The organism is Streptomyces sp. NPDC021622, assembly GCF_040640795.1.
Classification (GTDB): Bacteria; Actinomycetota; Actinomycetes; order Streptomycetales; family Streptomycetaceae; genus Streptomyces.
In genome coordinates, this window is the sequence record NZ_JBFACK010000027.1 from 98670 (window position 1) to 113567 (window position 14898).

Genomic DNA, 14898 nt, shown 5'->3' on the forward strand with positions numbered 1-14898 from the left:
ATGCTCGGAGCCATGACCAACAGCGCGCCGCAGGACCCAGCACCGCAGGAGCCGGCCCGACCCACCGCCAACGCCATGCGCCGCGCCCTCAAGCGCGCCAGGGACGGCGTCGCGCTCGACACCGCCGAGGCCGCCGTGCTGCTCCAGGCGCGCGGTGACGACCTCAAGGATCTCGCCGCGTCCGCCGCGCGGGTGCGTGACGCGGGGCTCGCGGCGGCGGGGCGGCCCGGCGTCATCACGTACTCGAAGAGCGTCTTCATCCCGCTGACCCGTCTGTGCCGGGACAAATGCCACTACTGCACGTTCGCGACCGTCCCCGGCAAGCTGCGGCGCGCGGGGCACGGGATGTTCATGTCTCCGGACGAAGTCCTGGACATCGCGCGGCGCGGGGCCGAACTGGGCTGCAAGGAGGCCCTGATCACCCTCGGCGACAAGCCCGAGGACCGCTGGCCCGAAGCGAAGGAGTGGCTGGAGGCGGAGGGGTACGACGACACGATCGCGTACGTGCGTGCCATCTCGATCCGCATCCTGGAGGAGACGGGTCTGCTGCCGCACCTCAACCCCGGCGTCATGACCTGGACGGACTTCCAGCGGCTCAAGCCGGTCGCGCCGTCGATGGGCATGATGCTGGAGACCACCGCCGAGCGGCTGTGGAGCGAGCCGGGCATGCCGCACTACGGCTCGCCCGACAAGGAACCGGCCGTCCGGCTGCGGGTGTTGGAGGATGCGGGCCGGTCGTCCGTGCCCTTCACCAGCGGGCTGCTCATCGGGATCGGGGAGACGTACGAGGAGCGCGCGGATTCGCTGTTCGCGCTGCGGCGCGTGTCGCGCTCGTACCACGGCATCCAGGAACTGATCATCCAGAACTTCCGCGCCAAGCCGGACACGGCGATGCGCGGCATGCCGGACGCCGAGATGGACGACCTGGTCGCGACGGTCGCCGTGGCCCGGCACATCATGGGTCCGGCCGGCTGTATCCAGGCCCCGCCGAATCTGGTCGACGGGGAGTACGGGCGCCTGATCGGCGCCGGCATCGACGACTGGGGCGGCGTCTCTCCGGTCACGATCGACCACGTGAACCCCGAGAAGCCCTGGCCGCAGCTCGACGAGCTCGCCGAGCAGTCGGCGGCGGCGGGCTTCCGCCTGGAGGAACGGCTGTGTGTCTACCCGGAGTTCGTGGGGCGGGGTGAGCCATGGCTCGACCCGCGGCTCCTTCCGCACGTGCGGGCACTCGCCGACCCGGAGACGGGGCTGGCGCGTCCGGACGCGGTCGTGGAGGGCCACCCCTGGCAGGAGCCCGACGAGGGATACGTCGCCTCATCCGGCCGCACCGACCTGCACCGCACCATCGACACGACGGGGCGCACCTCCGACCGGCGCGACGACTTCGACGAGGTGTACGGCGACTGGGACGCGCTGCGCGAGCAGGCCGCGCCCGGCATGGTCCCGTCCCGCATCGACGGCGACGTGCGGGCTGCTTTGAAGACGGCCGCCGACGACCCGACGCGCCTGACGGACGCGCAGGCGCTGACGCTGCTGCACGCGGACGGGCCCGCGCTCGACGCGCTGTGCGGCATCGCGGACGACGTACGCAAGTCGGTGGTCGGCGACGACGTGACGTACATCGTCACGCGGAACATCAACTTCACGAACGTCTGCTACACGGGCTGCCGTTTCTGCGCCTTCGCCCAGCGCAGGACCGACGCGGACGCGTACACGCTCTCCCTGGACCAGGTCGCCGACCGCGCCCAGCAGGCCTGGGAGGTCGGCGCCACCGAGGTGTGCATGCAAGGCGGCATCCACCCGGACCTGCCCGGCACGGCGTACTTCGACATCGCGCGGGCCGTGAAGGAGCGCGTGCCGGGCATGCATGTGCACGCCTTCTCGCCGATGGAGGTCGTCAACGGCGCGACACGCACGGGCCTTTCGATACGTGACTGGCTCAGCGCCGCCAAGGAGGCGGGCCTTGACTCGATCCCCGGCACGGCCGCCGAGATCCTCGACGACGAGGTGCGCTGGGTCCTGACGAAGGGCAAGCTGCCGACGGCGACGTGGATCGAGGTGGTCAAGACGGCCCATGAGCTGGGCATCCGCTCCTCGTCCACGATGATGTACGGGCATGTGGACCAGCCGAGGCACTGGCTCGGCCACTTCCGCACGCTGGCTGCCATCCAGCAAGAGACCGGTGGCTTCACGGAGTTCGTGACGCTCCCCTTCATCCACACGAACGCACCCGTGTATCTGGCGGGCATCGCACGGCCGGGACCGACCACCCGCGACAACCGCGCGGTGGTGGCGATGGCGAGGCTCCTGCTCCACCCGTACATCCCGAACATCCAGACCAGCTGGGTGAAGCTGGGCACGGAGGGCGCGGCGGAGATGCTGCGCTCGGGCGCGAACGACCTGGGCGGCACGCTGATGGAGGAGACCATCTCCCGGATGGCGGGCTCCAGTTACGGCTCGTACCGCTCGGTCAAGGATCTCGTGGCGATCGCGGATGAGGCGGGGCGCCCGGCCAAGCCGCGGACGACGCTGTACGGAGAGGTGCCGCGGGAGCGGCAGGAGGCGGCCGCCGCGTCGGACGGCCACCTCCCGGAGCTGCTTCCCGTGCTGGACTGAACTACCGGGGCGACTACTGGGCGAGCTGTCCGCCGAACTGGGCGCCGTCCTGCGCGGTGCCCAGCGAGGACGGGCTGAACGACGTGATGTTGGTCGTCGTCAGACCGTTCTGGGAGCCGCGCAGGAGCCAGGCCGCGCCCGAGTCCTTGACCGTGCCGTCCTCCGTGGGCGCGCCCACGGTCAGGTCGGCACGGTTGTTGTTGTTCACGTCCGCGAGCAGGACGGCGCTGCCGAAGGCGTCGCCGCCCTCCGAGACGCCGGGGACGCCCGCGGTGGTCTGGTTGAAGGCCTGGGCGCCGGTGCCGGTCAGGCCGGCCGAGCCACCCTTGAGGAGGACGATGGCGCCCGTGTCGCCGGCGGAGTCGATGTCCTCGCCGGGCACGCCGACGGCGATGTCCGGGTAGCCGTCGCCGGTGACGTCACCGGCGGAGAGGGAGTAGCCGAACTGGTCGCCCATGTCGCCGAGGTCCCAGTCGCCCTGCTCGCCGACGCCGGGGACGCCCGCGGTGTCCTGGGTGATCTTCTTGGTGCGGTCGGAGAGACCGGACGCGGCGCCGTAGATGACGCGGACCGCGCCCGCGTCGTACTCCTGCATCTCGGAGACGTGGTCCACCTCGCGGGCCACCAGGTCGCCGTACCCGTCCTTGTCCACGTCGGCGATGACGCCGTCGACGGTGAACTGGCCGGTGGGAGTGGTGGCGCCGGTGAAGCCGTCCTTGCCGCCCTTCCACAGCTTCGAGGTGTGCTGCATCTCCTCGAAGGAGTGGCTGGTGACGAGGTCGTCCGCGCCGTCGCCCGTCATGTCGCCGACGATGATGTCGGCCGGGCCGTCGTACTCGCCGATCTCCAGGATCTTGCTGGACGCGGGCTTCCCGTCGCGGGTGAACGGGCCGAAGCGGGTCTCCAGGCCGGCGCGGGTGTTGGCGACGAGGTCGGCCTTGCCGTCGCCGTTGAAGTCGCCGGCCTTCAGGTCGAACGCGGACTCGCCGGGGAACTGCGAGATCCCGGTGAGGCCGAACTCGGAACCCCAGAGCACTACGTCGTAGGGCTCGTCGTTCACGACGAGGTCGGTGTATCCGTCTCCGTCGAGGTCACGTGCGGTGGTGCGCAGGCCGAAGCCCGCCCCCTGCTCGGGGGTGCCCGGCATACCGGGGGTGGCGCGGCTGATCTGCTTGGCGTTCGCGGTGTCGGCACCGGCCGCCGAGCCGTACACGATCGATATGTAGCCGGCGCCGGTCTTGCCGTCGACGGTGCCGCGGCCCGCGGAGACGGCGAGGTCGGCGTACCCGTCCTTGTTGAAGTCGGTCACCGGAATGCGGTGCGGTACGGGGGCCGCCGCCGCGGAACCGGTCGTCGCCACGACGGCGAGCGGCGTCGCGATGGCGGCTGCCGCCGCGGCGGCGATGAGGGAACGGCGCACTGGTCCTCCTGAGGGGAAACTGCTGTGACGTAAGGGAGACCAGCGCCCTGGCGGGATGGTTGTACATCGCAGGTTCACCTTTACGGCGCCGGATGTTGGTGACCGTGCGGGGGCGGCGGTTTCTGCCCGCGTGCGAACGGGCGGTGGAAGACTGTGCGCAGGGCAGTCGGCGGCAGGCGTGCGCGGGGACTTTCGGGGGAGGTGCGGCCCATGGCGTCCGGGGGTGCGGAGCGTCGGCCGTCCATGCAGGAGCTGATACGCCGGCGCAGGCGGGCCGGATTCGTCGGCCGCCGGGATGAACTCGCCGCGTTCCGGGAGAACTTCGACCTGCCGGTGGACGACGAGCGGCACCGCTTCCTCTTCCATGTGCACGGCAACGCGGGCGTCGGAAAGACCTCTCTGGTACGGGAGTTGGAGCAGCTGGCCCGCGACCGCGGCGCGCTGACCGCGTACGTCGACGAGGCGGTCGGCAGCGTGCCGGAGGCGCTGTCCGCGATCAGCGCCCAATTCGCCCGCCAGGAACGGCGGTTCAAGGATCTCGACCGGCTGCTCGCCGCCCACCGCGACCGGCGGCAGGAGGCGGAGTCGGTGTCGGCGGCAGCGGCGGCCGCGCTCGAAGCCCAGCAGGCGGCAGGACCGGGATCCGATCCCGTGCTGAACGCGCAGCCGTCCCCGTCGCCCGCCAGCATGGCCGCCGCCCGCGCCAGCCTGGTCGGCCTGGGGCTCGTGCCGGGCGTCGGCGCCTTCGCCGGGGCGGTCGACCCCGCCCAACTCGCCCAGGGAGCCGACCGGTTGAGGGCGGGTCTGAGTGCGCGCTTCCGCAATCAGGAGGACGTCCAGCTGGTCCTCTCCCCGGAGCGGGTCCTCACGCCGGTCCTGATCACCGAACTGTCGGACGCCGCGGCCGCCGCACCCTGGATCGTGCTGTTCTTCGACACGTACGAGATCACGGCGCCGATCCTCGACGGCTGGCTGCACGAGGTGATGACGACCGAACGGCACGGCGCGCTGCCCGCCAACGTGGTCGTCGTGACGGCGGGCCAGCGGCCCTTCGACACCACGCGCTGGGGCGGCTACGCGGACTTCATGGCGGATGTGCCGCTCGGCCCGTTCACCGAGCTGGAATCGCGCGGGCTGCTCGCCGGCAAGGGGGTGGCCGCGGAGCCGGTGGTCGAAGAGGTGCTGCGGCTCACCGGCGGTCTTCCCGTCCTGGTCTCGATGCTCGCCGAGGGGCGCCCGGTCGACCTCGACGACGTGAGCGACCCGAGCGCGACGGCCGTCGAGCGGTTCCTGAAGTGGGAGGCGGACCCCGTCCGCAGGGCGGCGGCGCTGGCCTGCGCGCTGCCGAGGCGCCTGGACGGCGATGTGTTCCGGGCGGCCGTGGACTGCGCGGAGGACGAGGCGCCGGGGCTCTTCGGGTGGCTGCGCGCCCTGCCCTTCGTGAGCGACCGCGGCGACCGCGTGCAGTACCACGCGGTGGTGCGCGCGCCGATGCTGCGGCTGCAGCGCAACCGCTCGCCACGGGGGTGGACGCGGCAGCAGCAGCGGCTCGCGGAGCTGTTCGGCGGCTGGCGGGCCGAGGCCGAACAGGGCGCCACCGAGGACGACTTGTGGTCCGACGACGCATGGTGGGAGCTGCGCATCTCCCAGGCGTACCACCAGCTGTGCGCCGACCCGCGCGGCGCGCTGCCGCACGCCTTGCGGGGCGCCGTCGACGCCTGCGACAAGGGCGAGGTCATGGCAAGGCGCTGGGCGCAGCTGCTCACCGAGGCCGGGGACGACGCCGAGGCGGAGGGCGTGGGCCAGTGGGGCCGCGACCTCCTTGCCGAGCTCGCCGAAGGATCACCGGTCGACGCGCTGGGGCTGCTGCTCGACCGGGCCGGGCTCGACACCGAGGGGCAGGCCCTCGCCCGTACGCTGCGCGGCCGTGAGCTGCGCGAGAGCGGTGAGTACGACCGGGCGCTCGTCGAGTACGACCGGGCCGTCGAACTCGACCCGGCGCAGGAGCGCGCGTACTTCGGCCGGGGGTTCACGCACAAGCTGCGCGAGGAGTACGCGGAGGCGCTCGCCGACCTGGACCGCGCCTACGAACTGGACCCCGACGCCGACCGGGTGCTCGCGCTGCGGGGCGAGACCCACCGTCTTCTCGGGGACTTCGACGCGGCGATCAGGGATCTGGACGGGGCGATCGAACGCGACCCGACGGACCCGATGCCCTGGGCGGACCGGGGCGTCGCCCGCCATGCGCTCGGCCGGAACGAAGAGGCGCTCGCGGACCTCGACCGGGCCGTCGAGCTGGATGCGGAGTACGCGTGGGCGCTGGCGCAGCGGTCATCGGTCCGCAGCGACCGGGGGGAGCACGAGCAGGCCGTCGCGGATCTCGACCGTGCCCTGGAACTGGCTCCCGAGTGGGCCTGGATCGTACGGATGCGCGGCCACGCCCTGCGGGCCGCGGGCCGGTGGCAGGAGGCACTCGACCAGTACGACAAGGCGATCGAACTGGTCCCCGACGATGCCACCGCCCATGCGGGCCGGGGCGTCGCCCTCTCCATCCTGGACCAGGACGACGAGGCGCTCACGGAACTGGACCGGGCCATCGAGCTCGCCCCGGACTATGTGTGGGCGCTCGCCCACCGCAGCAGACAGCTCTGCTACCGCGATGAATACGAGCGGGCCCTCGCCGACGCCGACCGGGCCGTGACCCTGCTGCCCGGCGACGCCTGGTGCCTCTACTGCCGCGCGGACGCGCTGCACGGCCTCGGCCGGATCGAGGAGGCGGCCGCCGACCTCGACAAGGCGGTAGAGGCGGACCCCGACTACGGCAACGCGCGCTGCAAGCGCGGAGCCGTCCGGCACGTACAGGGCCGCTACACCGAGGCGCTCGAGGACCTGGACCGCGCCCTGGAGCTGGAACCCGACGCGGGCTGGTATCTGATGCGGCACGCGATCACCTGCACGGCCACCGGACGGATCGAGCGCGCCCTGGCCGACATGGCGCGCTACAACGAAGTCAGCACCGCCTCGTCCTGGGGACACGAGAACGCCGCACGCATCCACCTGTGGTGCGGCCGCCCGCGCGAGGCGCTCGCTGAGATCTCCGCGGCCGTGGCGGCCGGCTCGGACGAGACCGACCTGCTCGAGGAGCTCTCCGCGGTCCACCGCAGGACCGGCCGCTGGTCGCTCGCCCGCGAGGCCGCCCGCCGGATGCCCGACGAAGTGGACCGCCTCGGTTTCCTGGCCCTCGCGGAGAGCGGCGAGCGGGGCGCGGCGGCCGCGGCCCCGCTCTGGCGGGAGCTGTTCGCCTGCCTGCCCCGCTCGGCCGACGGGGAACCGGACGCCGCATCCGCGGCCATGATCGCCGCGGCCCAGGACGACTGGCCCGCCCTGGACAACCGCCTCACCGCCTTCGTCACGTCCGACCAGGAGTGGGACGACTTGGCGGAGCTCGCCGAGCTCATGACGGAACTCCTCCACGCGCCGGGGGCCGACAGGGGGCGGCTCGGGCCGCGCATCGCGAGGGTGGCCGCGGCCCGGGACGCCGTCCGCGCGCGGTACGCGGAGACGACCGGCGAGCCGGATCCGGCCATTCCCGCTCCGTGACGGAGTTGCGGCCATTCCCGGCCCGTGTCGAAAAGGCCTGGTGAATATGAAAAGGCCTGGTGAACGCCGGTCAAAAGTGATCTCAGGGGCGACTCTTCAGAAATCGCATCGACCCTGAATCGACCGTTCCTGGTCGATTACAGTGCTGCGCAGAAGTGCACGGGGGAGCGACAGGGAGAGCAGGGGAGGAGGTGCCGTGAGCACCGCAGCAGCCACCGGAGTCTGGGGCCGTGCCGAGCAGCAGGACTTTCGCAGCCGGGTGCGCGGCACGCTGCTCGGAGCCGCCCTCGGTGACGCGCTCGGCGCGCCCGTCGACGAGCTGAGCCTCGACGGGATACGCGAGGCCCACGGTGCGGAAGGGCTGACCGAACCCGCCCCCGCGCACGGCCGGCGCGGCGCGGTCACCGCCGCCACCCAGCTCACCCTCTTCACCGTCGACGGACTCATACGCGCCCAGGTGCGGCGCGACACCGGGGCCTGGCATCCGCCGACCGATCTGCACCGCGCCTACCGGCGGTGGGCCGCCACCCAGAGCGACTGGGGGCCCGACGAGCGGCGCAAGGAGGACGGCTGGCTCGCGCGCGAGGAGTGGCTCTACTCGCGGCGGTCGCCCGCCAGGGCCTGCCTGGTCGGTCTCGGGGACGAGACCATGGGCACGCTCGAACTGCCCAAGAACCCCGAAGAGCGGGGCGCGGAGGCCGTCACCCGGTCCGCTCCCTTCGGGCTGCTGGTGGGGTGGGAGCCGCAGCTGGTCCTGCAGCTCGCCGTGGAGTGCGCCGTGCAGACCCACGGGCACCCCGGCGCCTATCTCGCCGCCGGTGCGCACACCGTGCTCGTGCACGGGCTCGCCCGGGGGGAGTCACTCGACGGTGCCATCCAGCGGGCGCTAGCCCTGCTCGCCGCAAGGCCGGGGCACCAGCCCGTCACCGATGCGCTGAAGCATGCGCTGGGTGCCGTACGGCAGGGAATGCCCTCTCCCTCCCGGGTGGAGGAGCTGCTGGGGGACGGCTCCGCGGAAGGTGTGCTCGGAGCCGCCGTGTACTGCGCCCTGGTCGGCGAGGACATCCGGCACGGGCTGCGGCTCGCCGTGAACCACGGCGGTGCGTCGGCTGCCGCCGGGTCCTTGTGCGGCGCCCTGCTCGGCGCCCTGCACGGGGAGACCGCGCTGCCTCCCGGCTGGCTCAGCGAGCTCGAGGGACGCCCGACGATTCTTGAACTGGCGGACGATTTCGCCATGGAGATGACACAGGGCCCGGCCTTGCACGGGCCGGCGGTTTCTTCACCGGGGTGGCTTGCGCGGTATCCGCGGTAGGCACCGGCTGAAACATCTCAGCCGGTGCCGGGGAAATCTCCAGCCCGTCCGGCGTTTGAGGACGAACTCGGCGGAGCCGGTGATTTACGGTGCGGGACGCTGCGGGGTACCCACCACGTCGTCCCCTGCTTCCGCCGGCGCAGGAACAACCGCTGAACCGGCGGAGCCGTCTGTGTTGACCTTCTCGATGATCGCATCCCGCTCCGGGGTGTCCTCCGGCTTCACATAGCCGATCAGGATGTAGAGGAAGAGCGATACCGCCAGCGGGATCGAAACCTGGTACTCCAGCGGCACTCCGCCCTCGACGCTCCAGTTGATGGGGTAGTTGACCAGCCAGAAGGCAAGCAGGCCAAGCGCCCAGCTGGTGAGCGCGGCCGTCGGGCCAGACCTCCGGAACGGCCGCAGCAGACCCAGCATCATCGGGATCGCGATGGGACCCATCAGGCCGGCCACCCACTTGATGACGACCGTGATGATGTCCTTGAACGTGGGCGAGTTGACCTGCGTGGCCACCGCCATGGACAGGCCCAGGAAGATCACCGTCGTCAGGCGGGCGGCGATCAGGCCCGAGCGCTCGTTCCACTGCCTGGCCTTCTTGGACAGGACCGGCGCCACGTCCCGCGTGAAGACCGCGGCGATCGCGTTCGCGTCGGAGGAGCACATGGCCATCGTGTGGGAGAAGAAGCCGACGATGACGAGGCCCAACAGGCCGTGCGGAAGGAGCTGTTCGGTCATCAGGCCGTACGCGTCCGAGCCGTCCGGGTTCTTCGCGTCGACCAGCAGGGGCGACATCCACATGGGGAAGAACAGGACCACCGGCCACACCAGCCACAGCGCCGCCGACAGGCGGGCCGAGCGCGCGGCCTCCTTCGGACCCGAGGTCGCCATGTAGCGCTGCGCCTGGTTCAGCATGCCGCCGTTGTACTCGAAGAGCTTGATGAACAGGAAGGCGAGAAGGAAGACCGTTCCGTACGGGCCGACCAGCGGCTTTCCGTGGCCCGCGAGTTCCGGCTCGTCCCAGACGCCGAAGAAGCCGCCGTGGTCGCCCAGTTCGAGGACAACGGCCACGAACATCGCGATGCCCGCGAAGAGTTGGATGATGAACTGTCCCAACTCCGTGAGGGCGTCCGCCCACAGGCCGCCGATCGTGCAGTAGACGGCGGTGATCGCACCGGTGATCAGGATGCCCTGGTTGAGCGAGACGCCGGTGAAGACGGAGAGCAGCGTCGCGATCGCGGCCCACTTCGCGCCCACGTCCACGATCTTGAGGAGCATGCCGGACCAGGCGAGCGCCTGCTGGGTGGGGAGGTTGTAGCGGTTCTTCAGGTATTCGAGCGGCGATGCCACGTGCAGCCGTGAGCGCAGCCGGTTGATGCGCGGCGCGAAGAGCCTGGCGCCGATCGCGATGCCGAGCGCGATCGGGAAGGACCAGGTGACGAAGGACGTCACGCCGTAGGTGTACGCGATGCCCGCGTACCCGGTGAACATCACCGCGCTGTAGCCGGACATGTGGTGCGAGATGCCCGAGAGCCACCAGGGCATCTTGCCGCCCGCGGTGAAGAAGTCACTGACGTTGTCCACCCGCTTGTGGGACCAGACGCCGATCGCGACCATCACGCCGAAGTAGCCGATGAGCACGGCCCAGTCGAGACTGTTCATGTGCGCCCTCCAGGGGTCCGCCTTGTGAACTGCGCAGAAATGCCGTGCACTTCGCCAGTTTCGTGACATACGGACATGGGCGGCCTTGAAGTGCCCGCTCATCGTGGGTTCGGCCGTGGGGCGCGGACAACCGTCCGTGAGGTCAAGAGCGAGTAAAATCGTTCTGTTTGCTGACCTGTGTTCACATCCTTGACTATCACGACGGGGTACGAAAAGGCCGTACGGGAAGCAAGTCCCGTACGGCCGTGAAGAGTTCGCCGGGCGGCGGCTACCGCATCAGCTCCCCCGCGTTCACCAGCAGCGACTGCCCCGTGATGGCCCGCGCCCTGTCCGACGCCAGGAACACCGCCGCGTCCGCCACGTCCCCGTCCGTGGCAAGGTCGGGCAGCGCCATCCGCGCCGCGAGCCGGTCCCGCACCTCCTCCTCCGGCACGCCCTCGGTGTGCGCGGTGAACTGGACGTACGCCTCGACCGGCGGGCCCCACATCCAGCCGGGGAGAACGGTGTTGACCCGTACGCGCTGCGGGCCGACCTCGTGCGCCAGCGAGTACATCGCCGACGTCAGCGCCCCCTTCGATGCCGCGTACGCCGCCTGGCGGACCTGTGAGGGTGCGGCGACGGCCGACTGCGTACCGATGAAGACGACGGAGCCGCCCCGCTCCTTGAGTGCGGGCAGGCAGGCACGGGTCATCCGCAGGGTGCCGAGGAGATTGACGTCGATCACCTGCTGCCAGGTCGCGAAGTCCGCGTCCGCGACGCCCCCGAAGTAGCTGTCCCAGGCGGCCACATGGACCACCGCGTCGATCCCGCCGAAGCGTTCGCGGGCGAGCCGCGCCAGGGCCTCGCACTGGCCCTCGTCGGTGATGTCGGTCGCGCGGTATGCGGTGTGCGCTCCCTCGGGGTCGATCTCCGCGGCCGACTTGGCGAGGTTCGCCTCGGTGCGCGCCCCGAGGACGGCACGGCCGCCGTCGCGCACCACGGCGGCCGCCACCTGATGACCGAGCCCGGCGCCGACTCCCGAGACGACGACGGTCTTTCCTTCGAGGAGCGACGACGGCATGGGCGCCTCCCGGCTATGGCAGTTTTGCTGACGGGGCGTCAGAGTATGGGCGTCCACCGGAGGAAGGAAGAGGAAGGCAGGGGAGAGGCATGGGGGAAGACACACGTATTGACACCCGCATTGACACGCGCAGCGACACGTACGCCGAACTGGCCGCCGTCGGGCCGTACGGCGTGCACCCGGGGCACGCCCTGATCACCATGGTCGAGCCGCATCCGGGCCATGAGTACGCGTACAACCGCTGGTACGAGGACGACCACTACTACGCCGGCGCGATGGCGATGCCCTGGATGTACGCCGGACGCCGCTGGGTCGCGCCGCGCGAGCTGCAACTCCTGCGCCACCCGGAGAAGTCGGCGGTGGCCCAGCCGGTGACGGCGGGCTGCTATCTCTCCACGTACTGGGTCACCGAAGGGCGCTACGACGACCACATGAAGTGGACCGTCGGCATCAACAAGCGGCTCAACCGGGACGCCCGGGTCTATCAGGACCGTACGCACGTCTTCACCGCCTTCCAGGACCACGAGGCGACGGTCTACCGGGACGGCGCGGCCGGGCCGCGCGACTTCCACGCGCTCGACCATCCCTACCAAGGCCTGGTGCTCGAGGTCATCGACGCCGAATCGGGGGAGCAGCGGGCCCAGTTGCTGGAGTGGCTGCGGGCCAAGCGGTTGCCGCGCGCTCTCGCCGGGTCTCCTGCCGCGATGGTGACGATCTTCCGGCCGACTCCGCTGCCGGGGGACCGGATGACGTACGTGAAGCAGGTCGAGGGCGTCGACACGCGCCTTACGCTGCTCTGGTTCCTACAGGTCGATCCGCGGGAGTGCTGGCAGGAGCACTTCGCGGGGCGCGTGGACGCGGTGGCGGAATCGGGCCTCGGGCGGGTGGAACTCGTGGCGCCGTTCATTCCCACGGTGCCGGGCACGGACACGTATGTGGATCAGTTGCGGTAGCTGGTAGCTGGTAGCCGGTTTCCGGTTTCCGGAAATAAGCCGAGCCCCCTCGGCCGGGACGGCGGGCCAGTCGAGAGGGCTCAATCGGTGGTGCATATGAGGTTGTTGATCTCGGGGTGGCGCGTATTAGCCGAGAGGCGACGTCTCTCGGCTCACCTCGGAGACGAATGCGCTCCACGATTCGGCGGGGAAGGCGAGGACGGGGCCCTCGGTGACCTTCGAATCCCGGACCGAAATCGCCGTCGAAAGAGGCGACTTGACCTCGACACATGCGCCGTTTCCCGTGGAGTACGAGGACTTGACCCACGTATTCGTAGCGCCTTGGTGAATTGCCATGGTTACTCCGGTTTGCCCAGTTGTTGAGTTGCGGTCACCGCTGTGAGCGGTTGCGCCAGCAGTTGTTGCTTGTTGGCGTGAATGACGCTACTCGCCAACATCGGTGCGTGAAGGGATCGTTCACTCAACCGGATGGCATATTCCAGTGGGGTCTTCCGCCCCGATGTGGGAAAGGTGTACCGTGCGGCGCCTTCCCCGCGAGACCCCTCGGCTGATCGCTCAGCGCGCATACTCTTTTGCGATGTCCGCGATGAGTTGGCGTGAATGATCCACATTCAGGGCCTGTGCCCGCAGATGCTCGTACATGACGCTGTACTGCTGGACGTCGTTGGCCTTCTCCAGATAGAGATCGCTCGTGACGCCTTCGATGTAGACGACGCTGGAATCCGCCGCGTCCGGGAACTCGAGAATCGCGTACTGCCCATTGAGGCCGGGATGCGCACCCATGTCGAAGGGGATCACCTGGACGGTCACGTGCGGCAGTTGTGACTGCTCCACGAGATGCTCCAGCTGGTCGCGCATCAGATGCTTGGAGCCGACGACGCGGCGCAGCGCCGACTCGTCGAGGACGGTCCACAGGCGCAAAGGATTCTCCGGCGCGGAGATGCGCTCCTGGCGGCGGACGCGGACCTGCACACGTTTCTCGATGTCCGTCGGCGTGGTCTCCGGCAGCGCGCCGGTGATCAGCGCCTCGGCGTACGCGCGGGTCTGCAGCAGCCCGGGGACGACCTGCGGATCGTAGACGCGCAGGGACGCGGCATCGGTCTCGAGCCCGATGTAGACGCTGTACGGGATGTCGCCGAAGGAGTGCCACCAGCCCTGCTGGCGGGAGTCCTTGGCCATTTGCATGAGCGAGTCGACGATGCGGTGGTCCTCGACCTCGTACACACCGCACAGATCGCGTACGTCGCGCTGACTGATGGAGCGGCGGCCGTTCTCGAGGCGGCTGATCTTCGACTGCGAGACCAGCAGGCGCTCGGCGACCTCCTCTGCCGTCATGCCCTTGAGCTCGCGGAGCCGGCGAAGCTCCTGGCCCAACCGGCGTCGCCGGACGGTGGGATTGACATTGGACGCCACGGACGTGCACCTCCGACTACAACATGCCTCTACTTTGCGTGTCTGCTGTTCAGCAGAGTGCCACCATCGCGCCGCGCACCGCTGGGAAACGGCCGATGTGCGGACGGGGGTGAGCGCTGGTGTGAGGACTGATGTGAGGGGTGCGGTCCGCCTGCTCGGCGCCTGGTGTGCTGCTTGGTGTTCCTCGTGCTGATGTGCGGCCGCGCGGGGCGGTGGAACCGGTGTCGTCGTCCGGACGGTCCGGTTCCGGTGCCCCGCGCGGCCCAGCGGCTCCCGAACCGGGTCTGGGGGACTGCGGTGCGGCGTGGCTGTGGCGGTGCTGGGTCGTACTCGATGCTGAGCGGTTCTGCTGGGTCGTTACTGCTGGACTGCTGGACTGCTGCGTGCTCGTGGACTGCTGGTTGCTCGGCCGGGATCGCGCCCGGCCGGGCTCAGTGGGCCACGGCGCGTGCCATGGATCCGCGGCGTGGCTGCATCGGGACCACGCCTGGTTCCGGAGCGGTCCTGGCCGGCTGCCGGCCACCGCCCTGCCCGCCCGGTCCCGCTGGGGCCGGGCTGCGGCGCGGCTGAGCGGCCACGCCGTTCTGGACGTCCATCACGGCGTGCGCCACGAGGCCGCCCATGGGGTCGTGCCTGATCAGATCCCGGAGCCTGGAGCGCGATGAACGCCCCTCGTTCCCGGGATACAGATGCTTGCCGAGTCCGACCGCATGGGCCAGCGCGGCGAGCGCCGCGGTCCGCGGGTCCGGCGGTACGCCGGTGCGGATCGCGCTGTCCAGCCGGGCCCTGATGTCCCGGCTGATGGCCGTGTCCGTCGCTTGGTAGCGAGTCGTCGGCAGTACTCCGCACATCTGGCCCGATA

The 14898-nt window shown here is 70.4% G+C and carries 10 protein-coding genes; 4 read left to right on the forward strand and 6 right to left on the reverse strand.

All coding sequences use genetic code 11. From position 1 onward, the window contains the following. Positions 1-12 precede the first annotated feature (12 nt). Complete coding sequence (locus AB0G47_RS38445) at positions 13-2619, forward strand: bifunctional FO biosynthesis protein CofGH (protein ID WP_360779976.1); 2607 nt, start codon at positions 13-15, stop codon at positions 2617-2619. A gap of 13 nt (positions 2620-2632) precedes the next feature. Here AB0G47_RS38445 and AB0G47_RS38450 read toward each other — a convergent pair whose 3' ends face one another. Next, positions 2633-4039, reverse strand: coding sequence for a VCBS repeat-containing protein (locus AB0G47_RS38450; protein WP_360779979.1), 1407 nt, complete (start codon positions 4037-4039; stop codon positions 2633-2635). A 210-nt stretch (positions 4040-4249) separates the two neighbouring features. Here AB0G47_RS38450 and AB0G47_RS38455 point away from each other — a divergent pair, with 210 nt between their 5' ends. Together AB0G47_RS38455 and AB0G47_RS38460 are read left to right on the forward strand one after the other, a co-directional pair. Further along, positions 4250-7639, forward strand: a complete 3390-nt coding sequence (locus tag AB0G47_RS38455; RefSeq protein ID WP_360779982.1) for a tetratricopeptide repeat protein — start codon at positions 4250-4252, stop codon at positions 7637-7639. Between the two features lie 196 nt (positions 7640-7835). Then, entirely contained in the window at positions 7836-8951 is a 1116-nt protein-coding gene (locus AB0G47_RS38460) for an ADP-ribosylglycohydrolase family protein (protein ID WP_360779984.1), read from the forward strand. Positions 8952-9035: 84 nt separating this feature from the next. Here AB0G47_RS38460 and AB0G47_RS38465 read toward each other — a convergent pair whose 3' ends face one another. Together AB0G47_RS38465 and AB0G47_RS38470 are read right to left on the reverse strand one after the other, a co-directional pair. Next, positions 9036-10610: a sodium:solute symporter family protein gene (locus tag AB0G47_RS38465; protein WP_360779987.1), complete on the reverse strand. Its 1575-nt coding sequence runs from the start codon at positions 10608-10610 to the stop codon at positions 9036-9038. Positions 10611-10878: 268 nt separating this feature from the next. Continuing rightward, the gene (locus AB0G47_RS38470) at positions 10879-11670 is read right to left on the reverse strand and encodes an SDR family oxidoreductase (RefSeq protein WP_360779990.1); all 792 of its coding nucleotides are present in this window, start codon (positions 11668-11670) and stop codon (positions 10879-10881) included. A gap of 89 nt (positions 11671-11759) precedes the next feature. Between AB0G47_RS38470 and AB0G47_RS38475 the strand changes: the two genes are divergently transcribed. Then, positions 11760-12623: a hypothetical protein gene (locus tag AB0G47_RS38475; RefSeq protein ID WP_360779993.1), complete on the forward strand. Its 864-nt coding sequence runs from the start codon at positions 11760-11762 to the stop codon at positions 12621-12623. 126 nt (positions 12624-12749) lie between these two features. Here AB0G47_RS38475 and AB0G47_RS38480 read toward each other — a convergent pair whose 3' ends face one another. The 3 genes from AB0G47_RS38480 to AB0G47_RS38490 all read right to left on the reverse strand — a co-directional run. Beyond that, positions 12750-12959, reverse strand: coding sequence for a DUF397 domain-containing protein (locus tag AB0G47_RS38480; RefSeq protein ID WP_360779995.1), 210 nt, complete (start codon positions 12957-12959; stop codon positions 12750-12752). Between the two features lie 219 nt (positions 12960-13178). Next, entirely contained in the window at positions 13179-14036 is an 858-nt protein-coding gene (locus AB0G47_RS38485) for a helix-turn-helix transcriptional regulator (RefSeq protein ID WP_266865492.1), read from the reverse strand. Between the two features lie 431 nt (positions 14037-14467). Further along, positions 14468-14898 (reverse strand): GPP34 family phosphoprotein (locus AB0G47_RS38490; RefSeq protein WP_360779998.1); only part of this gene is annotated, 431 nt, incomplete at its 5' end.

Excerpts from the sequence above, each read along its gene's own strand:
- AB0G47_RS38445 (WP_360779976.1), top strand. The coding sequence starts at position 13 with ATGACCAACAGCGCGCCGCAGGACCCAGCACCGCAGGAGCCGGCCCGA.
- AB0G47_RS38455 (WP_360779982.1), top strand. The coding sequence starts at position 4,250 with ATGGCGTCCGGGGGTGCGGAGCGTCGGCCGTCCATGCAGGAGCTGATA.
- AB0G47_RS38465 (WP_360779987.1), bottom strand. The coding sequence starts at position 10,610 with ATGAACAGTCTCGACTGGGCCGTGCTCATCGGCTACTTCGGCGTGATG.
- AB0G47_RS38470 (WP_360779990.1), bottom strand. The coding sequence starts at position 11,670 with ATGCCGTCGTCGCTCCTCGAAGGAAAGACCGTCGTCGTCTCGGGAGTC.
- AB0G47_RS38475 (WP_360779993.1), top strand. The coding sequence starts at position 11,760 with ATGGGGGAAGACACACGTATTGACACCCGCATTGACACGCGCAGCGAC.
- AB0G47_RS38480 (WP_360779995.1), bottom strand. The coding sequence starts at position 12,959 with ATGGCAATTCACCAAGGCGCTACGAATACGTGGGTCAAGTCCTCGTAC.